The sequence below is a fragment of the Cupriavidus sp. LA-1 genome (assembly GCF_055385985.1).
Map to the genome: position 1 here is coordinate 547,363 of NZ_AP031390.1, position 21,158 is coordinate 568,520.

18 protein-coding genes and 4 pseudogenes are annotated in these 21,158 nt (G+C 59.5%); 10 read left to right on the top strand and 12 right to left on the bottom strand.

From position 1 onward, the window contains the following. Nucleotides 1-272 precede the first annotated feature (272 nt). Nucleotides 273-479, bottom strand: a pseudogene (locus ACZ5MJ_RS36695) (transposase); the annotation flags it as partial. On the opposite strand from ACZ5MJ_RS36695, the pseudogene ACZ5MJ_RS36700 reads away from it, so the two are divergent. Continuing rightward, nucleotides 471-1,011: pseudogene (locus ACZ5MJ_RS36700) on the top strand (IS5 family transposase); the annotation flags it as partial. The pseudogenes ACZ5MJ_RS36695 and ACZ5MJ_RS36700 overlap by 9 nt on opposite strands. A 362-nt stretch (nucleotides 1,012-1,373) precedes the next feature. Here ACZ5MJ_RS36700 and ACZ5MJ_RS36705 read toward each other — a convergent pair. Beyond that, nucleotides 1,374-1,574 carry a hypothetical protein gene (locus tag ACZ5MJ_RS36705; RefSeq protein WP_464227249.1) on the bottom strand — a complete coding sequence of 67 codons (201 nt, stop codon included), beginning with the start codon at nucleotides 1,572-1,574 and terminating at the stop codon, nucleotides 1,374-1,376. A 46-nt stretch (nucleotides 1,575-1,620) separates the two neighbouring features. On the opposite strand from ACZ5MJ_RS36705, the pseudogene ACZ5MJ_RS36710 reads away from it, so the two are divergent. The 5 genes and pseudogenes from ACZ5MJ_RS36710 to ACZ5MJ_RS36730 form a co-directional block, all read left to right on the top strand. After that, a pseudogene (locus ACZ5MJ_RS36710) lies at nucleotides 1,621-1,789 on the top strand (DNA-binding protein); the annotation flags it as partial. Continuing rightward, nucleotides 1,781-1,927 (top strand): annotated as a pseudogene (locus ACZ5MJ_RS36715) (H-NS family nucleoid-associated regulatory protein); the annotation flags it as partial. The pseudogenes ACZ5MJ_RS36710 and ACZ5MJ_RS36715, both read left to right, overlap by 9 nt. Before the next feature lie 91 nt (nucleotides 1,928-2,018). Further along, nucleotides 2,019-2,723 (top strand): dienelactone hydrolase family protein, encoded by a 705-nt coding sequence (locus ACZ5MJ_RS36720; protein WP_464227250.1) that lies wholly within the window; start codon nucleotides 2,019-2,021, stop codon nucleotides 2,721-2,723. 475 nt (nucleotides 2,724-3,198) lie between these two features. Further along, on the top strand, nucleotides 3,199-3,522 hold the full coding sequence (locus ACZ5MJ_RS36725) for a type II toxin-antitoxin system RelE/ParE family toxin (protein ID WP_464227251.1): 324 nt from the start codon (nucleotides 3,199-3,201) through the stop codon (nucleotides 3,520-3,522). Further along, nucleotides 3,522-3,833: a helix-turn-helix domain-containing transcriptional regulator gene (locus ACZ5MJ_RS36730; protein WP_022540235.1), complete on the top strand. Its 312-nt coding sequence runs from the start codon at nucleotides 3,522-3,524 to the stop codon at nucleotides 3,831-3,833. The genes ACZ5MJ_RS36725 and ACZ5MJ_RS36730 overlap by 1 nt, the downstream gene beginning before the upstream one ends. A 152-nt stretch (nucleotides 3,834-3,985) precedes the next feature. Here ACZ5MJ_RS36730 and ACZ5MJ_RS36735 read toward each other — a convergent pair whose 3' ends face one another. Together ACZ5MJ_RS36735 and ACZ5MJ_RS36740 are read right to left on the bottom strand one after the other, a co-directional pair. Continuing rightward, complete coding sequence (locus ACZ5MJ_RS36735; protein WP_464227252.1) at nucleotides 3,986-4,228, bottom strand: hypothetical protein; 243 nt, start codon at nucleotides 4,226-4,228, stop codon at nucleotides 3,986-3,988. Nucleotides 4,229-5,234: 1,006 nt separating this feature from the next. Next, entirely contained in the window at nucleotides 5,235-6,383 is a 1,149-nt protein-coding gene (locus ACZ5MJ_RS36740; RefSeq protein WP_464227543.1) for a TIR domain-containing protein, read from the bottom strand. Between the two features lie 525 nt (nucleotides 6,384-6,908). On the opposite strand from ACZ5MJ_RS36740, the gene ACZ5MJ_RS36745 reads away from it, so the two are divergent. Next, nucleotides 6,909-7,736 carry a hypothetical protein gene (locus ACZ5MJ_RS36745; protein ID WP_464227253.1) on the top strand — a complete coding sequence of 276 codons (828 nt, stop codon included), beginning with the start codon at nucleotides 6,909-6,911 and terminating at the stop codon, nucleotides 7,734-7,736. Between the two features lie 181 nt (nucleotides 7,737-7,917). Here ACZ5MJ_RS36745 and ACZ5MJ_RS36750 read toward each other — a convergent pair. Continuing rightward, a protein-coding gene (locus tag ACZ5MJ_RS36750; protein ID WP_464225665.1) for an IS630 family transposase occupies nucleotides 7,918-8,912 on the bottom strand; the annotation gives its coding sequence in 2 pieces (ribosomal slippage) (nucleotides 7,918-8,447 and nucleotides 8,447-8,912; 996 coding nt in all). A 96-nt stretch (nucleotides 8,913-9,008) separates the two neighbouring features. On the opposite strand from ACZ5MJ_RS36750, the gene ACZ5MJ_RS36755 reads away from it, so the two are divergent. Then, nucleotides 9,009-9,155, top strand: coding sequence for a hypothetical protein (locus ACZ5MJ_RS36755; RefSeq protein ID WP_464227254.1), 147 nt, complete (start codon nucleotides 9,009-9,011; stop codon nucleotides 9,153-9,155). Nucleotides 9,156-9,951: 796 nt separating this feature from the next. Here ACZ5MJ_RS36755 and ACZ5MJ_RS36760 read toward each other — a convergent pair. Next, nucleotides 9,952-10,578, bottom strand: coding sequence for a tyrosine-type recombinase/integrase (locus ACZ5MJ_RS36760; protein WP_464227255.1), 627 nt, complete (start codon nucleotides 10,576-10,578; stop codon nucleotides 9,952-9,954). A gap of 502 nt (nucleotides 10,579-11,080) precedes the next feature. Between ACZ5MJ_RS36760 and ACZ5MJ_RS36765 the strand changes: the two genes are divergently transcribed. Continuing rightward, nucleotides 11,081-11,917 (top strand): alpha/beta fold hydrolase, encoded by an 837-nt coding sequence (locus ACZ5MJ_RS36765; protein WP_464227256.1) that lies wholly within the window; start codon nucleotides 11,081-11,083, stop codon nucleotides 11,915-11,917. A gap of 101 nt (nucleotides 11,918-12,018) precedes the next feature. Continuing rightward, entirely contained in the window at nucleotides 12,019-13,503 is a 1,485-nt protein-coding gene (locus tag ACZ5MJ_RS36770; protein ID WP_464227257.1) for an NAD(P)-binding protein, read from the top strand. 279 nt (nucleotides 13,504-13,782) lie between these two features. On the opposite strand, the gene ACZ5MJ_RS36775 is transcribed toward ACZ5MJ_RS36770, so the two are convergent. The 6 genes from ACZ5MJ_RS36775 to ACZ5MJ_RS36800 form a co-directional block, all read right to left on the bottom strand. Next, entirely contained in the window at nucleotides 13,783-14,622 is an 840-nt protein-coding gene (locus ACZ5MJ_RS36775; protein ID WP_464227258.1) for a hypothetical protein, read from the bottom strand. Nucleotides 14,623-14,735: 113 nt separating this feature from the next. Beyond that, on the bottom strand, nucleotides 14,736-16,640 hold the full coding sequence (locus ACZ5MJ_RS36780; RefSeq protein WP_464227259.1) for an ORC-CDC6 family AAA ATPase: 1,905 nt from the start codon (nucleotides 16,638-16,640) through the stop codon (nucleotides 14,736-14,738). Further along, nucleotides 16,637-17,896, bottom strand: a complete 1,260-nt coding sequence (locus ACZ5MJ_RS36785; protein ID WP_464227260.1) for a metallophosphoesterase family protein — start codon at nucleotides 17,894-17,896, stop codon at nucleotides 16,637-16,639. The genes ACZ5MJ_RS36780 and ACZ5MJ_RS36785 overlap by 4 nt, the downstream gene beginning before the upstream one ends. A 37-nt stretch (nucleotides 17,897-17,933) precedes the next feature. Beyond that, nucleotides 17,934-18,782 carry a DNA adenine methylase gene (locus tag ACZ5MJ_RS36790; RefSeq protein WP_464227261.1) on the bottom strand — a complete coding sequence of 283 codons (849 nt, stop codon included), beginning with the start codon at nucleotides 18,780-18,782 and terminating at the stop codon, nucleotides 17,934-17,936. 187 nt (nucleotides 18,783-18,969) lie between these two features. Next, the gene (locus ACZ5MJ_RS36795) at nucleotides 18,970-19,935 is read right to left on the bottom strand and encodes an IS5 family transposase (RefSeq protein ID WP_464227262.1); all 966 of its coding nucleotides are present in this window, start codon (nucleotides 19,933-19,935) and stop codon (nucleotides 18,970-18,972) included. A gap of 368 nt (nucleotides 19,936-20,303) precedes the next feature. Then, nucleotides 20,304-20,825 carry a hypothetical protein gene (locus tag ACZ5MJ_RS36800; RefSeq protein ID WP_464227263.1) on the bottom strand — a complete coding sequence of 174 codons (522 nt, stop codon included), beginning with the start codon at nucleotides 20,823-20,825 and terminating at the stop codon, nucleotides 20,304-20,306. Nucleotides 20,826-21,158 lie beyond the last annotated feature (333 nt).

The following is a 21,158-nucleotide window of genomic DNA, read 5'->3' on the forward strand; positions in this document are numbered from 1 at the left end:
CGACTCATTCTTGGAGCAGCAACTATCTTGTGGCTTGCCCACAGTTGGTATCTCAATCGGCAGCTCATCGAAGCTCGCCGAAATCTGGAGCGGCTGCTTGAGGAGTTCCCTGGTATTCGAGAATCGCTTTCTGGGACTGAACCACGGTTGACGCGAGAGCCCTGGCGACGGAGTGGCCAACCGGAATCTCAAGAGACGAAGGGCTCCCCAAGAAGGGGCCATATAGGATGAGCATGGGAATGTCGCTGAGGGCCTTGGTCGAGGGCTGGCTGGTCGCCGAAGACCTTCAGGCCCGTGCTGTCGACGACCAGACGCAGCGCCTGACCGGCGCGCTGCTCCGGCAGCACCACGTTCAGATCCTGCGCGCGCCGACTCAGCGTCGTGTAGTTCGGCACTGGCAAGTCGGCGAAGGCGAGCTTGCGAAGGCTGCAGGCAAATCCCTGCATGGCGCGCAACGGTAGACGAAACACGACTGGAAGGTGCGCAAGCACGGCTATTCGAAGCGGCGCACCTGGCGCAAGGTGCATCTGGCGATGGACGCGGAGACCGGTCAGATATGCGCGGCTCTGATGACGCATCAGGATGTGGCTGATGCCGACGGTTGCGCGAACTGCTCGTACAGATCCCGAGCGACACGCCGATCGACACCATTGGCGGCGACGGCGCGTACGACACCAGGCAATGCCACGCGGCAATTGCCACGCGCGATGCACAACCGTCGATTCCGCTGCGTGAGGGAGCGATGCCATGGCCCGAGAGCACGCCCGGCGCAACATGGCGCAACGAAGCCATTGACGCCATTGGCCGAAGTTGCCGGCGCGAATGGAAAAAGTCCAGCGGCTATCACCGACGGTCTCTCGTCGAGAACTTGATGTAAGGCTCAAGACGCTCACAGGCAATCGCTTGTGGGCACGTGAGGTCGGGCCCCAGGCGACTGAGGTGGCGATCCGCGTAGGCGTGCTGAACCGCATGGCGGCGCTCGCTCGCCCTCAGTGCGTCCGCATCGCATGAGTTCAAGACCACCAGAGCCCCTTTATCTTCAAACTCGATTTGCGCAACAACGCCGCGGATTTAGTGAAATTGCCGGCATGCGGCTTCATTTTTAGAAACAGTGCCAATTGGCTCTTTTTCATAACTAGTTGTACATCCGTTGCGGTATCTGAAGTCTCCAGGCCGTCCCACATGCAACACTTCAGAACACCAACAGTTGACATAGCCCCGCTTATGTCAATTTCCGATAGCGTTGCAACGATACGTAAGAAAAAGGAAGGGACCAAGCGGCGCATTGTCGCGCACAGCCATTGGCCAAGGGCGAACGCAGCGCCTGATACAGCGTTAGGCTCGTCTGATGAATGCCCTTGACGCGGTGTCGCTCAGATCTTGCGTACGGGCTTTGCGGAAGGGACACCTTCAACGATGACAGTCGTCGTAGGAGCAGCGCTCGGCTTTATGTTCGGATCGCCTGCCGGAGTCAAACCTGACGCACGCGTCACGGCCACGGCTTGCTGGATACCGCGTCCGACAACGTTTTGAAAGCGTTGACTCATGATGTAGTGGATCAGTTTTGAAGCCATTTCGCCTTCCCTCGGTGGTTCGTGATTTCATCATAGCGGACCACGCAGCCTGGCGCGCAAGGGCAGCGTGGGCATGCCCGCCGAGGTGTTGCAGGCGTTCTGGCAGGAACTGCGCGGGCGCACGCGCGTCACCATCGACCATCCCGACTTGGCGGATGCGTTGAAGAATATCGCCACCGGGGCGGTCCAGACCATCTGGCAGGCGGCCAACGCCGACGGCCCCAGCGTCACCGCCAGTGGTCTGCTACCGCAACGCCGAGGGGCAGAGTCGGGTGGGGCAGGGCGACATGCCCGGCTCGCTGCGGCGGGCGGTCACTGTGGGGCAGTCAGTGGAGTTTTTCCGGGTCGCATAGTCGCCGTGTTCGCCGTTTGCCGCTGCCGACACCTCCCTTGCGCTATCATCCGGCCCATCTGGTCCACAGCGAACGACAGGAGCAGCCAATCATGCGACACATCGGTCAGACCGTCTCGTTCATCCGTCCCGACGGCCAGTCGGTCAACGGCTACCTTGCGAAGCCGGATCGCACCGAGGGCGCCCCGGCCATCATCGTTGTCCAGGAGTGGTGGGGCCTGAACAACCAGATTCGCGGCGTGGCCGACCGCCTTGGGCGTGCCGGCTACTACGCGCTGGTGCCGGACCTCTACCGCGGCGCCAGCACGGTCGAGCAGGAAGAGGCCCACCACCTGATGTCCAAGCTGAACTTCGGCGACGCCGTGGCGCAGGACATCCGCGGCGCCGTGCAGTACCTCGGCACCCTGAGCAGCCGCATCGGTATCACCGGCTTCTGCATGGGTGGCGCGCTGACGCTGCTGTCGCTGAACGCCATCCCCGAGCTGAAGGCAGGTGTGCCGTTCTACGGCATGCCGCCGCTGGATGCCATCGACCCTGCCAATATCAAGGTGCCGGTGCTCGTTCACTCGGCCACGCAGGACGCGTTCTTTGCGGCCGAGGACTTCGACAAGCTCGAGGAGAAGCTGCGCGCCGGCGGCGTCGACGCGACGTTCCACCGTTACCTTGCGCACCATGCCTTTGCCAACGAGGAAGCCATCGGCGATGGCCGCATTGCCGGTACCCAGTACGACGCCGCTTGGGCGCAGGTCGCCTGGGACCGCACGCTGACGTTCTTCGCGCGCCACCTCTGGCGCTGATGATCGCCAGCCGGGAAGCATCCCGTCTGCGGCCAGGCCGTCCTGAACGCGGCGATAAGGCGCGACGGGGCCTTATCAAGCGGCGATGCGCCGCCTCCAGGAAGGGGAATTTTGGGTGAGGCCGGCTGGCAGTTAGTGGCACAGAGTACCCAATTCTTGACGGAACGGGGCCGCCTTCAGGAGTGCGCCGAGCCAGCCTGCGGCCGGCGTTTCCGACTGGGCGAGGTCGGCGGTGCAGCCGCACCATACTGCCGGAGTTGCTGTAAGCCCACGGCGCTGTGGCGAGCGGCGGGTATCCAGTGCTCCGGTTCGAGGTCTGCCACAGCAAAGAGGCAGTCAGTGGTCACACATTGTGAAGTAAAAGCACCATGGCACGGGCGTATCCTTCTTGGAGCGGTATCGACCGCTTGACGCCGATAGTGGCGGAGGCGAGGAGCGGCCTTGACCTATTTTCGTTTATAGACGAAAATAGGTCATGTATGAGATTCGACACTACCTGACTCCGGATCAGCGGGACATCTTCGACGAATGGTTACGTGTCTTGAAAGACAGCACCGCCAAGGTCTCCGTCGTTCGCCGCTTGAACCGAGCCGAGCAGGGCAACTTTGGCGATCACAAGTTTTGTAGGGATGGCGTTTGGGAGTTGCGTGTCGACGTGGGTGCCGGCTATCGCGTGTACTACGGCATCGCAAAAGGGCAGATCATTCTGCTGTTGTGCGGTGGTGATAAGCGCACGCAGAGCGCTGACATTGACCGTGCTTGCGCGTATTGGCAAGACTGGCAACGGAGGGCCAACTAATGAAAGACCGACACCACGATGACGCGATGGCCGAAATGTTCCGCGAGGATCCGGCCTTCGCCCTAGAGACACTCAACGCCATTCTCGAGGATGGTGATCAAGCCGAGCTGATGATTACGCTTCGCCAGCTGACCAAGGCGTTCGGCGGTGTCCAGGCTGTAGCTCAGCAAGCTCACTTGAATCCGACCCAACTCTATCGCACGCTGTCCCCGACCGGGAATCCTGTACTGAGCAATCTCTCGGCGATCCTCAAAGCGATGGGAATGCGCTTGGCAGTCCGTCCAGCGCATGGCGAGCCGGCTCATTCATAAAGTTCAGTTGCGCTTGGCAGATGGCCTCAACTGAGGGCCGGCCAAGAGAGGCGGTTATTTGAACATAACGCCCGTACTGAGAAATTTGCAGTGTTGCTGGGAGGTTATGTTGAATGGGGGAGGGCGGAACGTCTGTCGGCGCCGCCGGAACCTCAGTCGGCCATCGGCGGACAGGCGCTCGAAACGCCAGCAAAGTCGAAATGCGCTGCGGCATAGATGGCATTGCACGCCCAGACTTCTGCTCCGTTCTTATAGAAGGACACCCACTTGCCGTCGCTGACGCAGTGGGCGCCAGGGGAGACTTCGTCATGGCCGTTCGGACCGTCCAGCGGAAAGGGGGCGTGGGGTGTGGCCCAGTATTGGCCGCGCGGTAAGGGCGTGATCGTCTTTGGCATGTTCATCCGGCCCAGTGCGGTGTTACTCAAGGCCCCGGCCTCGCTACGGCGAAGCAGAGGCGGTGTCAATCGTGCAATGGCGTAGCCCAGACTCGTGGCAGCTTCGTGTAGTCTCGCTACTATCACCCCTGCTATCCCGTAGGATTTCCATGGCACGACACCGTCCGATTTTGGCCCGGGCCTTCGGCGTCGGCGCCTTCATCGTGATCGCCGCCATCGTCTCCCGGCAAGTATATCTGCGCACCGCCGCGGAGGCTGCCGACGCCAGCGCAGACGAGGAGCCCGCGACAATGATGTTGATACGCTGCGAGACGATGCATGAAGGTCTGCAGAATAGGGACAGGTCGACCGCGGAGGCTGACGGGCGGCCACGCGCTCGATGTAGAGAGTCCTGACTTTCCGAGAACGGCAGAGCCCTTCACAGTGACCTCTAAATCTAGGCTGTAGGCCTGGCCGGCGACAGTTCGAAGCAGTGTCCAATCAATGATTTCATGATCATGAAATTATTGGGCTGTGACGAGGGACCCCGCGGTCGGTCATGCTCGTCGTCTCTAGCCGACCCTGGGCCGCCATTTGGATCGGCGGGAGACTGATGACCGCTTAAATGCAACTTCGGACATCCGTTTTATACGGGCTGCTGCTGCACTTTTGCCGACACGGTCATACGGGCAACGTTCAATGAATGGCCGAAACTAGGTGCGAAGGTTCATCGCAGAACGTTTGGATCTGGGCCACGGCGACCGGCGTAGTCGTCCGCCGATCCCCTGTGCCCAACAAGCCCAGTATCGCTATCCGGGAGGAGCGATGGCGGGATCAATCTTGCCGAATCGGATTTCGACCCAATCGTCGTTATCCTCCTCGTCTGTTTTGATTACCTCAATCGATTCTGGCAGGCGCCCTGCCATAAGGTTGTGCAAGGCAACGGCCTGTAAGTCATGCTGTTGCACGAAGAGCCTTCGCAGGCCCGCATATGACGGAGCCTAGCGCACCGGCAGTCTTAATAAGGTCAGTACACCAGAGGCGATTTTTCCCCTTTTGCTAAGACATCCTTCAGATCGTAGAGGGAAACATCCACTATGAACGATCCGAAGGCGTACGCTGCCACGACATAAGGTGCGAAGTAGAATGTGAGCTTCCCGTCTGCTACCGTGAAGAGTTGGAAGTTTGATAGATTTGGAGCAGTCGCATTAAGGAAGGCTTCCCTCCAATACTCGTCGGACGAAATTTCGTGTCCGCTTCTAGTCCAATACTCGCGCGCTAACGCCCTTCTACACTCCTGACTGATGATTTCAGCAGCCTTGTCCCCGTTCAAAAAGATCTCTTCCAGCTTGAACGGGTAAGGCTGGTCATCGACCACGGCGAAGTTGAAGGTTTCGTGGAACTCGTTGGAGTGAGCGGCGCCTGCGCCGTACCAACTGCAGTTGTAGTACACGCTGACATTATGTTCGGTAGCCGAGACTACACTGAAATTCTCCCATCGCCCGTTGGCATGGAAGAGATTGAACTCGCCTTCCGGCTCAGGGGGATAGTCGGTGTTCGTGTCCCAAGGCTTCGTCCGGCTGTCGATCAGTACTTGAGCGGACCTGCCAGAGAAAAATCTACTCAGAGTTCCAGCCACTTCAGGGAAGCGCGCCGACACGAATTCGGGGTAGTCAAGGGAGATTTGGTGCCCTGGCCGCCCAGCCTTCGTTTCATCAACTGAACGCGAGAATACTTGATAGGGGCCGTGTTCGACGCCGTTCAGTATGGCAATATCTTGCTGTTCCGCTGCGCGCATGATTGAGGCGACAATCTTGTTTTTCGCCCCCGGCTCGGCAATTTCAACGTATTGAGCTCGCTGGGATATTTCTTCCGGCACCTCACACGGCTCAAGCAGAACCGGAATGATGTAGATGTCGTCCGCTTTCTTGTACCGCAGGTTCTGTACCGCTGCGTTGGCCTCGCGCGTTACGAAGGAGCGTTTCTTAACGGTGCGGGGGCTCAGGAACAGAATGACAACGTTTGCTTCGTTCAAAGCCCGGTCGATCTCGCGCTCCCACGCCTGGCCCGGCAGAAGCCTTTCACTGTCCATCCAGGGATCGAGTCCCATCGCCTTGAAGTGGTCGTGGAATTCTTTGACAATCGCGCTGTCTTCCTTGGCATAACTCAGAAACACTTTCAAGGTCGCCCCCTCCAATCATTGGCTTGGTCTTATGCCCTGCTAACGAGTTGCCCATGCAACTTTGCTCGGTATGATGGTAGCAGAGTAAAACGCTCGTACGATTTGCATGCTGCTCATCGCCGCTGGCTGGCGCTGCCGCTCGCAAGATCAAGGAGCCACGTTGAAAATTCCACTTCTTGTCCCACGTGTATGCGTGAGAATCCGTCGGGGCGAAACAGGTTCATGATTGGTGAGTACATCGACGGCAAACGGATCACTGCCGGCGAGCTGTTTTCCATCGGTCGGCTTGCCCCGTTTCCCTATTCGGCTCGTAAACGCCGTTGCGGGTAAGCAACTGCTTGAAAGTGCAGGGCACCCGAACGGAATGCTGTGCGGTCCTGGAGGGGTTCGCGGCGGGCTCCCGTAACTAAGGGTTTCCTTCCCTTACGCTCTCCCGGCTGCGCGGCAGGTAGAGGAACGCGAGAGGGACGGGCATCTCCGGCTAGAATGTGAGCGGCCAGCACAACTCGCGAAAAGAAGATGCCGCTCATCATCAACGATCAGATCAGCATTCATCGAGGTCCGCTCTTCAAGTACAAGTCGCTGGACGGACAGTACTTCGACCACACGCTGGAAATCCTTCGCGACAGCCGCATCTTCTGCCCAAAGCCGCGTCAGCTAAACGATCCGGAGGAGTGCAGGCCCAGTCTCGTTATCGGGGACTTGAATGATCCGGCGTACAAGACGAAGGTCGAAGCGTGGGCGCGGCGTTGCATCGCCCATCGCGACATCCCTCCCACCGAGGCAGAGATTCAGCAAGAACTAGCGCTGCTCACTCCCGAGAAGCTAAGCGAGTTTGCCGGGGCCACGCGCGGCCCATATCACGATGCGGTCAACCTTCAGTACCGCATCCTCAGTATGGCGCTGTCGCCGGGGAACGGGCATCTCTGGAGCGCCTATGCGGCGGACTACACCGGTGTTTGCATCCACTTCGATATTCCGCCGCTGCTTGGGACGGCCTATCTCGTGAAGTACTGCGACGAGCTTCCGCTGCTTGATCTAGTTGACGATGATGGCTACTCGGCGCTGGATATGACCGGGCTGCGGAAGCGCAAGAAGTGGGAGCTGGAAGGCGAAGCGCGGTTCATCTTCAAGGAGCCGCCAATGCCTGGTGATCACCCGCTCGTCGGCCAGAAGCTGTTCTTCGGGCCAGGGTCGATAAAAGAGGTGATCTTTGGCTACCGGATCGAAGCGGACAAGAGGCGGCGCCTGCTCGAAGCGATTCGAGGGCGCGGCGTGCCGTTGTCCGTTGCGAGGGGTGGCCCGCCATTTCGGAACATTCGCCTGCAGCGCATTGGTCGCTCCTAGAGCCTCTGCGCGTTGCAGCGCAGGCGATTACCACCGGATGTCAGGCGGGCGAAAGACTAGAATGTTGAACCGGTGGCAATCGCCCCAACTCACGAGAGGAGCAAATATGGCAGAACGTCTTATCCGTCGCTACGACAACATCGACACGACCCATCTATTGATCTTTCCGTAAATCATGACATCACCACAACGTTGCCTGAACCCAGCACGCGGCGATGATCGAAGGCCGGTGTTGAGCGCTTTTGAGCTTGTTGCGGGCGACGGTATGCAACTCGTTGAGGTTGTCGGGGCAGAAGTTCGCAATCGCGTGACGCTTGAGCCATGCCCACAGGTACTCAACTGGGTTGAGCTCAGGGCAGTACGGTGGCAGGAAGGTCATATGAATATGTCCCTCGAGAGAATCCAGATATTCGCGGACCATTGCGGCGCGATGGGGCCTGGCCCCATCCCAGATGATCAGCAACGGCTGCTTCAGATGCGCTTTGAGCGCCTTAAGAAACTCGACCACCTGTTCTTTCTTGACGCTGCCTTCGTACAGCCGAAACAGGTAGTTGGTGCGACTCAGGCCGGCGATCGCCGACACATGGTTCCAGTTGAAATGAAACTGGATGATGGGTGTTTGCCCCTTCGGCGCCCAGGTGCGCACACGCGTGGGCCGCTCGCTGATGCCAGTCTCGTCGATAAAGACAATCAATCGGCCTTCGCGCTGGGCTTTTTTTTAAGCGCAGGCCAAGTGTGGCGCTTCCAGTGGCGCACCGCGTCTTCGTCTCGCTCGATCGCGCGACGATCTGGCTTTTGCGCGCTGAAACCCAACGCCCCAAGAATGCGCCAGATCTGCGTTTGGCTGAACTCGACGCCATACGTCCGCTTGATGAGCGAGCCGACGCGCTTGAGTGTCCATAGCTCGGTCCCAAAGCCATGCGCAGTCGGGCTTTGCAGCAACGCCCCGCGCAATTCGGCCAATTGCTCCGGCTCGAGCTTGGCTGGGCGGCCTCGACCTGGCACAGCCCGTAGCGCATCAATTCCGCCTTCATCGAGCAGAGCTTTCCACGTGTACACCGTTTGTCGGGCTACCCCCACGGCCAATGCCACCTCGGCTGGTCGCTTGCCAGCCAACAGCATCCGACCAGCTCGCAAGCGCTTCTTCGTTGCATCGTCTAACGGCTTCTTCGACACGGCGCGTATCTCCAATCAACCCGTTAGAGATGAAACGCGCCAGCCCTGAATCCGTTGTCATGTTTTTTGTAAATCTCAATAGTTGACGTTATGCGAATGTATGCGGCCGCAGTTGAAGATTCACTGTTACAAGCCGGAGCGGAGAGCGGCAAGGACTACACCATACTGGATTGCTTCAAACTCGCGCAGCCCTACGTTCTCGAAATTGCGAAGGCACGCAAGCTCGAAGTGGACATTGTCTGAGGCCCAACCGAGACCGCAGGCAACAAAAAATGGCGCAGCCCCTTTCGAGAACCGCGCCCAATTCCATATGCTCGGGGATCAGTCTATCCCAACTTCGCCGCGATGCTCTCCACTGTTGGCCGCGCATAGACCTGTAACATCTAGAGGAGACCGAGGCCGCTCACTTCCGAGACTTCGACCAAGTTCAGTCCCTTCTCCAGCATCCGGCTTAGTTCCTCCCGCCGTAGGTCGTGGAAACGCAGACCCTCAATTCCGCACCGCTCCCCGGCACTTCACCCGAGCCCCTTTGAGCGAACGGCTGTCCATTCCGCTCAAGACGCGATCACCATCCCGAGGCATCGCCCGCAGGAGGATCGCAGACTTGAGATGCTTGTTCCGCGAACGCTCTTTGCTCACCAGTGGCGTTTCCAACTCTCCGGGCAACGATGGTCGTGTCCGGGCTGAGCGAAGCCGCGCGGCGGGAGAGGAGGGCGGTCCAACCATTTGCCTTTCGCGTCCCTCTCGCTGTCCCGCAAGGCGCGGGGTGCGATGCGGTCTGACGAGAACTCTAGGCCGGTCAACTATTTAGAGCACAGCCGAGAGGTCGAAGGCACTCCCTGCTAAGACGGTTCCCGTCCGAACACCCGCATTAATCCTTCTTCTGCTATATGACCCTGTCGGCCGATGACGCGACCCTGTCTCGCGGCTATCGAACGACCGCTTGCTGACTGAAACTGACATGTGAATGTCTTGACGACGCATCGGACGAGAGTCCGATCATGGCCGGCTAGCGACCGCCCGCCGGCCTGCTTTGGCTTCATACCTCGGTTTGCTCTGCCATCTCTAGGGCATCATCTACTTCGATGCCGAGGTAACGAACGGTACTCTCGAGTTTGGAATGGCCGAGAAGTAACTGCACAGCGCGAAGGTTCTTGGTGCGCCGGTAAATCAACGATGCCTTCGTGCGACGCATGGTGTGCGTGCCGTACGCCGTATCGTCCAGTCCGATAGAGGCGATCCATCGGTGAACCAGCCGTGCACACTGTCGCGTCGAAATATGCGGCGATGCATGCCGTCGACTCGGAAACAGATAGTCGCTTGGCGTCAGTCTGCGGGCCTTTACCCAAGTCTCGATGCTCTGACGAGTTCGCTCCGTGATCTCGAACTGAACCGGTCGTTGGGTCTTCCGCTGCATGACAATTGCTCGCGATCCGACGTGGCTGCCTTGGCAGACATCCTGGACGAGCAACCGAGTTAGGTCGCAAGCCCGAAGCTTGCTATCAATCGCAAGATTGAACAAAGCCCGTTCGCGGATGTTCGCAGACATCTGCAACCTGGTTCGAATCGCCCAGATCTCCGGAAGCTTCAACGGAGACTTTTGTCCGGTTAGCTTGCCCTTGTTCCACGGCTCGCGGGAGCCAGCGGGGTCATTGTGCGTTGCCATGACGATCTCCTTCCAGTTTGGAAGGAGATTCAGTGTGCGCCTATGCCAGCGGTCGCTGACGCACCCACATCCGCCGTTCGATCCTCCGCAGCCCGCGCGGCTGCTCTCAAGGTATAACGGCCGTCTGCCCGGAAAATCCGATCTGATGAGGCAAGCCGCCTTTGCTCCCCCGGCGTGGCCCGGTATTCAGAAGCAGTCAGAAACCGACGATCAAGGGTCCGCCATGGCTTGCGAGCGCTCGGCCTCGCATAAGCGGATCTGCGCCGCATGAGGAGGTCCGTGTTATTCGCTAAGCGATGCTAATCTCGGGAATCTGGGTGGTTGATGCCACAAGCGCTGCCTATACTGAGTCAAACTCAATTCCTTTGCCGGCATGAGGTCAATGTGAACAACAGCGTGATCCGCGACGGCGAGGCAGATCTGCGATGGCCCTCAGCACGCTCTGTGTGCAACCCGGCGCCCCCGTCAGAGCGGCAGGTCTGCATTTGTCCCCCGGAGAGTCATGATGGAGAAATCGGTCCACGTCGACGGAATCCGCTCGCCGCTGTTGGAGGAAGGTCCACCCGAAGCCGTCCAGGCTGTCGTTTTCGTGCATGGGAATCCGGGGTCGACTGCTGACTGGACGCGACTGGTGGCCAGTGTCGGCAAGTTCGGCCGCGCCATTGCCATGGATATGCCCGGTTTCGGTGCTGCTGACAAGCCTGAACAGTTCGACTACAGCGTGCCTGGCTACGCTCGCCACCTTGGTATGCTGCTGGCCGAGTGCAATGTCCGTCGCGCTCACCTCGTGATGCACGACTTCGGCGGCCCGTGGGGCCTCGCGTGGGCCGCCGCAAATCCCGACGCCGTTGCGAGCGTTACATTGATCGACACAGGCATCCTGCTTAACTACCGTTGGCATTATCTCGCACGCATCTGGCAGACGCCGTGGCTAGGCGAACTTTTCATGGCCACAACAACGCGTACCGGGGTGCAGCTCCTGCTCAGGCACGGCAACCCGCGCGGCTTGCCAGTGGAATACGTCAACCAGATATACAAACATCTCGACTCGCGCACCCGACGCGCCGTGTTGCGTCTCTACCGCAACACCCGCGAAACGAACGACGCCATGCAGAGCATCGCCAACGCACTACGCCCGCTCGATCTGCCGGCACAGATAGTGTGGGGCGCCCACGACCCCTATATTTCCGTGGATTACGCCGAACGACAGCGCGAGGTCTTTCCCAGTGCAGAGGTGTTGATCCTGCGGGACAGTGGACACTGGCCTTTCATCGACAATCCGGAAGCCGTTGCCCTCGCTATCGTGCCATTCTTGCGCAGGCAGTTGGCTCTGGGCTAAAAACGTTCATACTCGACCGTTATTGCATCGGGCAGGGGCTGAGGTGAAGAGAACGAATCGCGGCTATCCCCGACGCGGCGAGCCGACTGGAGGCTGGGTCCATGAGCTTCGATGAATTGAGCGACGGCCACAGGAACGTCGTCGCATGCGATCTTTGCATCGTGGGCGCCGGTGTCGCGGGGTTGAACGCACTCTTTGCAGCAAGCCGACACTTGGCGCCACGCGACAAGGTTGTTCTTATCGACCGCAGCCCGGGTGTCGGCGGTATGTGGACGCGTACCTACGACTATGTCCGCTTGCACCAGCCGCACCAAATGTTCACTGCGGGCAATATCGCCTGGACTTTCGGGAAGGAGCGCAGCTATCTTGCCACACGCCCCGAGGTGGTCGCGCATCTTGCGCACTGTCTGGAAACGCTGAAGAAACGGGTCACAGTCGAAGAGTACTTTGGCTACGAGTATCTTGGCCATGAAGAGTCTTCAGACCTCGTCCACATCCATTTCGCGCCGGCTGCACGGAATGCGCAGCCGCTAGTCATTCACGCCAAGAAGTGCGTGAAGGCATTCGGCAACAACGTCCAGCAGAATCAACCGTTACCCATATCGAGCACGTTTGTCCGTTCCGTCTCACCGGATCTGCACGATCTGACCGGACACGACATGCGCTGCAGCGACGCCCCCGTGTACATCATCGGCGGCGGCAAGACCGGCATGGACACTGCCCACACGCTGCTGACCCACTTCCCTGGGAAGCGAATCCATCTGGTGGTGGGAGTCGGAACCATGTTTGCGGACCGAGGCAAGATTTTTCCAGTAGGAGCCCGGCGCTGGTGGGCTGCGAGCACGTCCCTCGATGCTTTCCTGGACTGCGCGGCGCGCTTCGACGGCACGAATGAGCGTGATTTCGCCGATCACTTCCGAACGAACTACGGCATATCGCTGAATGATCGCTGCCAACGATTCATGTTCGGCCTGCTGTCCGCTGCAGAAAACGCAGCAATCAAGAACGGCACCGCGGAGGTGATCATGGACTACCTGTCGGACGTCGTGGATCGCGATGGCGAGCCGACGATGCTGTTCAGAAGCGGCGCCCATCGAAGGATCGAGCCTGGCAGTGTTGTCGTGAACGCCAGCGGCTACCTCTTCAAGGAGGGCCAGGAATACGAGCCTTACGTTTCAGAGAACGGCAATGTCGTGTCGATTCAGACGACCTCAGCCGTGAACTACTTGAGCACGGTCGCCGCGTACTTTCTCGTACACCTTCTTTATCTGGACAAGCTCAAAAGCGTTCCACTCTACGAGCTTGATATTCCAGACCTGAATCGTAAGGCGAAAGAGGCGCTGGCTCCCACGATGGCGACGCACACGCTCCACAATGCTGTGCTGCTGATTGGCGCGGTTCCGAAGACTGTCACCGACGAATTTGGCATCGATATTGACCGTTGGCACCCTTCGTATCGTCGCCTCATGTCACTTCTCAAGCTGGCGCTGTTCCTTCGGCGACGACCGAACCACTTCCAGCGTAGCCTCGACAGGGTGCGAGAGCGTTTCGACGTGCGTTGCGGCACGCTGCCTCATGTGGCTTGAAGACCCATTCCGGCCGTTGGTCACCGACAGTTCGTGGCCGACTTCAGGCGTCCGAGGGGAGGCGCCGGTCGGCGCAATCCGACCCAAAGCAGAAGTTCGGATGTGCGCTCACCAATGACTGCTACGCAGCGAATCTCGGTCGGTCGGTGCCCCTCATCGCTTACTGCGATAGACTCACTGCGGTCATTGTGGCGCGAACCAGAATGCAGTTTCATGACCAGTCTGTGAGCGTAGGCCGCCGGCGCACCGGCGGCTAGGTCGAAGTGTCGACCGCGACGGCTACGCGTCGGCGGCAGATTCCGAGAGGGGCTCGATGCGGCAGCCCATGATCACCGCATGAAGCGATGGCTGGCTCATATCAGATCTGCTGGTGTTCTCGCCATCGACGAACCAGACTGCGGCCTCGTCTATGACCATCGCAACCAAGAGTGATAGTCCAAAGAAGATCTTCGGGCCGAATGGCAACAAGATCGGGCGTGCCACGTTGCGCATGCCACGCACCAACGACAGCAGCGTGTGATAGGCATCGACGGGTGACAGTACTTCGTATTCCAACTGCTTGGTCTTACGTTCAAGCAGTAGCTCCTTGTTTTGGGCCTGGACCTCGCGGAGGTATTTCTCTTCCGGAGAAGTTGGCACGAAGAGCCATGTGCCGCCCGGCTCCAGATACTCCGCCGCACCGATGGCTTTGCCTTTCTCATAGCCGAGGGCGATGACCAACTCGATCGGATTGTCCGGCGCGGCCGTCCAGCCGGCGAACTCGCTGTTCACCGGAGCGATGCGCCGAATGGCCGTCGACCAGTTCACCGGCGGCTTCACGAACCGCGCGAGGCTGTAGGTGATCTGCAGTTCGACGGGACCCTCTTTGGCCAGATCCTTAACCGCAGCAAAGAGCGCGCCGATGTGCTGCCGCGCCAGGCATGACAGGTCGATAAGGATTGATGCGACTCCGTTCGCATCACGCGCCAGAGTGCGGACCATGTCACACGCTGCCGAGCAACTCAGCTGCTCGACCTGTTGACGGCGCAGCGACTTGGGGACCGTGGCTGCAGGAGTATCGCAGACCGCGACGACTCGCGAGCCGCCAACGTCGATTTCGTCCTGCAGTAGATTGAGCATGTGGCCCCGGCGCGAACCAGAGTCCGCGGCAATGACCACTAGGGAAGGTGCCTCGCTCAGGCTAGCTGTAGGCTCTTTGCCCTCGATTCTCTTTTGGCTCAGGTTGCGGACGGCTAGTTCGCCCATAGGTCTCCCTGGATCAATTGCCCGGCTGGATTGGCGGTCGGATTGTCTTGGCTGATCGGTGTTTCCGGCTTGGCCTCCAAGATGGTCGAGAGCGATACCGACTTCGATTTCCGCATTGGCAGTTTGAAAACCGGGGCGAGCAGATAGGTCAGGCGAAACCGCAATCCACGCAGGGTGCGGAACCCTCCGACGTCGGCAGCGATTTGGTAACAGACGATTGCACCATGGTTCACGGCGATTCTTAAAGCGTGTTCCACGTCGTCGCCGACGTGCTCATCAACGACGAACGACATGGGCGGGTCTTCGACGAAGGTCGCCCTGACGAGCCGGTTGTGAAAGTATTCACCAATCTTGGACAGCACGTCGTAGATTGGCGTGGATGTTTTGATAGAGCCAAATTGCTCGTTGGCGACTGACTGCAACATTTCAGCGTAGCGCTGGCAGTTCCATTGCACCCCTGCAGTCTGCTGCGGCGTTGGCACCGGGAATTGGACTTGATCATTGTTTGACATGATCCGCGTGATGAGACCGATCAGCCAGCGCGGATTACCCTCGCTGATCGCCGCGATGGATTCCCAGCCGGAGTAGGCCGTGTTGAATGGCTTTACGCCCCGCTTCTTCCCAACACTCTTGCCCTTGTAGGCATTGCGAAACGCCACCAGTGGCGCGATCTTTCGCAGGGTATTGCCGTGGAGATCGCTGGGCTGCATTCCCAACTCGCGCGACACGTCGATCTGCTTTCGGCGCAGGAACTCCCGAAAGGTCGAATCTTTCTCGGCCAGCGATTGGAACTGCTCAGTCACCTGTTTCTTATTGCGGCCTGATAGGGTAAACAGATCGTTCTGCGCGGCGTCTTCGCTATCGTCGACCACTGCATAGGCCGAAGTGCCGAATATATCGCTTGGCATTTTGCCGGCGAGCACAGGGTAGATGTTGCTGCGCGACAGAAACACCTGCTGGCAGAACTCGATGGCCTCGGTCTTGTCCGCATACCAGAGCTGGACTTGTTGCACGTCATTGTTCTGGCTGGGTGGGGCACTGCCTTGTTGGTCGTAGAGTAGGTCTGGGCCACAAGGAGCTAGTGCCACCTTCAAGAGGAGCTTCTGCGCGCCACTCGCGCGCATCGCGGCCAGCACGGTCTTCTGCAGGTGCATAGGCGCCACCTCGAATTCGTCGAGCAGTAGACACCAGCGGTGATCCGGCCTGCGATAGGTCGCATCAAAGGCCTGCAGCGCCTGCGAGGCGGACTCCAGCATATCAATGCCCAGGTATTCCTGAGTTGGGGTACCGGTGAGCTTAAGCTTGGCCCGTAGCCGGGTGTCGCGTTTGATATCGAGCAGCCGTTCCCTAAGGGCATCGACAAGGCTGGCCGGGGATAGCGATACCGGCTGGACTTTCCAAAGCCTCGCAATCGTCGCTATGACCCGTTCCAGGTCAGCCTGTGTCGGCTTGTCCGTTGCAGTTTCGGCGCCCGGTTCAAGGCGAAGCACGGGGTTAAGTGCCACATGCCGGTCTATGCCGATCGCCACGGAGAGCAGCACGTGTGTGACAAAAGCAGCCTCAGAGAACAAGATGCCGACGGTCTCGTCTTGGCCAGCCTCGATCAGCGATTCGAGCATCGTGCCCCAGGCGATATCCGAGGGAACGTAGACTCCGGTGTAGCCAACCGTCTGTTTGTATTGCTCGGCGGCGGAGCCGGTCCACGCTTCCTGGCCCTCCACGCTGAGCATCTTGAACAGCGTCGTCTTACCGCCACCTCGCGGGCCTACCAGCACCGAATTCCAAGCGCCGGCCAACTGAGTGAACTTCGTGGATGGCACAAACGTCCTTGCCACCTCGGCGTAGGACATCGCCTTGGCGTTGAACGGTTCGAGGAAGGTTTGGCGACTCATGACGCTGCCTTTTCAAGCCTCGTCCACTGGCCGCCCTTGCTGTCGACGTGGATATGCAAGCTGTGCCTCGCGCGCAGGCGCTGACGGACTTGGTTGCGGGCCTCAGGAGGCAGTAGATCGGCGTCAGGTACCCTGCGAATTACTTCGCTCCAATCCATGGGCAGTGGCGACAGCGCCGCGATGTCAGTGATTACGCGACCTGCATCTCGTGCGCCGAAGGTCGCGCCGTCGTAAATGCCGTCGCCGTCCGGTCTGGCAGGCTCCCACCCACGCCCGGTGAACCAGTCCCAAGTTTGGAACCGGCCCGTCAATCCCCGAGACTCCAAGCGGACTTTCAGCAGATAGAACTGGTTCCTCACGGTGCCCTTGACTTCTTCAATGTGGATGGCCAAGCTGGCGGCGCCGAAAACGACGGGCTGAAGGCCGCTGCCCGACGCTTGCCCCAGTCGAGCCTCATGCTTGTGACCATGCACGACCAGCCAGTCGCCCTGGTCGGCCAACAGCTTCAGCAGTTCTTGTCCATTGTCGATGAAATCGTGGGCGCCGGCGCCATCCTGGGTATGCGACTCCGGGGGGTGATGCATGATGGCCACGCTGATCCTCTTGGGATCGCACTGCGTCAACGCGACCTTGAGTTCGTCGACGGCCGAGGGCGGGAAGGTGCCCCGCTCATGCTCGAATTCGTCGTGACCGTGCTCGCTGCAACTGTTCACGATCAGTATCTGGTACCTGGCTGCCGTCACTAGCAACAGGCTGGCGCCAAAATAGCGGACGCGGTGATCCCGCCCCCGCTGGTGATCTGTGTCGCCGCGGGTCACCGATGGATAGGGCGGGTGCAGGCACTTGAGCAGTTCGAACGGGCCGTTGCCAGCTTTGAGGTTGCGGATCACCGCCCTCTTAAACGTCTCGGCTTGGCTACGAGACGTCACGTCGTGGTTGCCTGTGGCACTGACAACATGCTCGCACTTCATGAGCTCGCCCAAGTCGACCAGATGCTTCCATCCGGCAGACAGCGTGTTGGCGCTGTTCTGGAAGGCGATGTCGCCCGGGCACAGGATCGCGTCGGCTTCCAGTCCTTGTGCAGCGACCAATTGCTTGAGCCCCGCCCAAGGGTTGGTGGTTGGAAGCTCGCTGGCCAGCTCACCGCTCTTCTTGATCTTGAGATGAGATCCGTGCTCTTCGGTGAAGTGCGGATCACCCAGGATCGCGAAGACGGCCTCAACTGTGCCTATCTCTTGCTCGGTAAAGTTCTCCACGACGACGCGCTCCCTTGAATATTGGTTTGTCGGGATGCTAACCGCGCGGCCAGTCGTAGTTCGACAGCAGAACCTCGGCGGCCGATCTCCGGGCCGACGTGAAGCCTGCGACATTGCGCGCAACAGTGAGATCATGGCGTCGCCACTTCTTGAGACCTTGCAGCACGGTCGTGGCCGGGGAATAGGACAGCAGGATCTTGGCACCACGGCGATCAGCAGACCGCAGTGCGGCAATCAGGCGACGCTCGTCCTTTTCGCGGAAGGCATCGCAGCCGTACTCGCCGCGGTCCCGTTTATCACCCAGGGCATAGGGTGGGTCAAGGTAGACAAAGTCGCCGCTTCCAGCCTCGGACAGAATCTCTTCGAAGTCACTGCAGCGCAACTCAGCCGCCTTCAGTCGCCCAGCGAACGCCTTGAACGCATCAAGGTCGGGCATGAAAAGGTGACCTTTGCCACGCGCCACGTTGAACTGGCCTGCGCGGTTGGTCCGATACACCCCGTTGAAGCAGTAGCGGTTGAGGTAGACGAACTGTGCTGCGCGCTCGAAGGCGTTCAGGCGCGCGCGCGGGATCGCGCGGATCGCATAGTAGTCGTCCGGGGTGTTGCCCAACATGGAGGCTCGTTCCCACACAGCGCGCGGGTAGCGCTGTACGATGCGATAAGTCTCGATCAGCGACTCGTTGAGGTCGCCAAGGATCGCGTTGCCCGCGCCCAGGCGCAAGAACAGCACGGCCGAACCCGCGAAAGGCTCGATGTAGCGCTCAGCGCCGTCGGGTGCAGCCGCGAGCAACACCGGGAGCAGCTTCTTCTTGCTGCCAGCCCAGCGAAGCAGTGGCTCGACCGCACCTTCGGCGCCAGAATTCACCGCAGTGGAATTGACTTGCATAACTTGAGATTATGTGCGCGCAATCTTAGGGATGATGTTCAAAACGACGTCCGCAGCGCAGAGTTGACCGTGTGAGCGTGGCCAAGTGAATTCGATGAGCAATTCCCTCCGAATTCGACGCGAGATTCGGTGCGAGCAAGGGCGTTATCGCCCGCGTTTCGGGTCGTGGGCCAGAATCCCGGCGCATTCACCGCTTGGCACCTGGCTGAAGTCGATGGCGCATCATCCACAGATTGCTCAAGGCAAACAGCGTATGCAGTTGCTGCGTGTTCTTCATCAAGCCCCGGTAGCGCACCTTGAGATAGCCGAACTGGCGCTTGATGACGCGAAACGGGTGCTCCACCTTGGCGCGGATGCGAGCTTTGACCCGTTCGAGTTCATCCTGCAGCTTGCCCACTGGCGCCTCCTTGTCCAACGCGCGGCGCTTGCCCGGGCGCATCGCAACATGCCAGTTGACCGCGATGTCTTGCGCTTCACCGCGCCTTTCAACGCCTTGGTATCCGGCATCACTGAACACGTCGCTTTCCTCGCCATGCAGCAGCGCATGAGCTTGCGTGACATCGTTGACGTTGGCGGCCGTGCCCACGACGGTGTGTACCAGTCCCGATTCGGCGTCCGCGCCAATGTGTGCCTTCATGCCGAAATGCCATTGGTTGCCCTTCTTTGCCTGGTGCATTTCAGGGTCACGCTCGCCATCCTTGTTCTTGGTCGAACTCGGCGCGGCAATCAGAGTGGCATCGACCACTGTGCCTTCCTTGAGGAGGAAGCCGCGGGCCTTGAGTTGCTCGTTGACCGTCTTGAGAAACTGCTCGGCAAGCTGGTGTCGCTCAAGCAGATGCCGAAAGCGCAGAACGCTGACGCGGTCAGGCAGGCGGCTCATGCCACCCAAGCCAGCGAATTCGCGGTACAGCGGCGTGTCATACAAGGCTTCTTCCATCGCCACGTCGCTCAGTCCAAACCATTGCTGCATCAGATGGATTCGCAGCATCGCCGCGAGAGGGAACGGCCGGCGGCCCGTTGCCTTGGTCGGGGCGTGCGGAGCAATCAATGCCAGAAACGCTTCCCACGGCACCGCGCGTTCCATCTCGTCCAGAAACACGCGCTTGCGCGTGCGGCGATTGCTCAGGTCCAGGCCAAGGTCGGTTTGTTTCATGCGCCTATTGTCGCTGGAAACATTGTTCATGCGCACCAGCATACGCATGAGTTTTGAACACCATCCTTAGGTTATGCAAGCGTCATTTGCCGTTTCCTGCGCCCACGCCGCGGAAGTATGGACGCGCTGGTACCGGTCTCGAGCGTGGAGCAGCTTGACCAATAGACGATTGTTGAATGATTGCTGGTCGTCGTTGCTGCCGTTCGGGCTGCGGCTGCGAGTGACTCATGGCAGTCTGAAGCGGGCATTGATAGCTGAGCCTCCAGCGAGCCCGACAACACCCCGGCACGACCACGCGTTCGGACAGCCAATCTTTTGCTTCGATTCGGCCGGGAGCGACGTACTGAGCGAACAGTGGCGTCGGAACCCTAGTTGGTGGCCGACATATCGAAGTCGTAGAAATGAGCGAACAGGCGTTGCCACAGCGACACCTTCTTCACGTGGCTCTCGTGCCCTTGAGCATACGCCATTTCGTTTTGGCATATGCGGACTAGCGCGCCCAGGGCGCGAGGCTCGCCGATCTCGGTCTTGACCAGTTCGGCCTGAAAAGCGTTGGCTTGAGCGTCATCGAACACGCCCTTTGCCACGATTCGCGCTTCCAGGTCTGCGAATGCTTTCGAGAGATCCGCGTGTGTCCGAGCCTTCTTTGAATAACCGAAGACTAGGCTCGCCGTCGACGTTACCGTGATTGCAGCGGCGACGATCATCAATTGTTCTGGCGTTATGAGACGCGTGATCGCTACAGTGCCGCCGAGAATGGACACGGCCTTGGTGAGGGAGTCGCACATGTCAAAAAACCGCTCGCGCTTCTGATGATAGATGCGCGAAATCCAGCACCGACAAAGGAACTCGTGACGACGCGCCCAAACGCCTTCGTCCCACTCTTCCATTTTTACCCCTTCTTCCGAGGGATAGGCGGCGGCGGGGTAAGTTGGTCTCGTGGCATCACGCGCGCACGCTCCTCTTTGATGGGCTGGCGCCTGGGTGCTTGATCTTGTGAAAAGCCATCCCGCGACGGAATGCGTGTCTGGCCAGGCTGTGGCGTAGGTACCCTCTTCTTATCCGTCATAACTCCTCCTTTTGACGCGAGAGTATGCCACGTGTAAGACACGCCAGAACGACGCCGGCATTTCCTCGGCATTTTCGATGTTTTTTTGCCAAGAAATGGCACTGTGGGATGGGTTCGAACATGTACCCATCGCGACCAACGCCGAGCGCGCCGG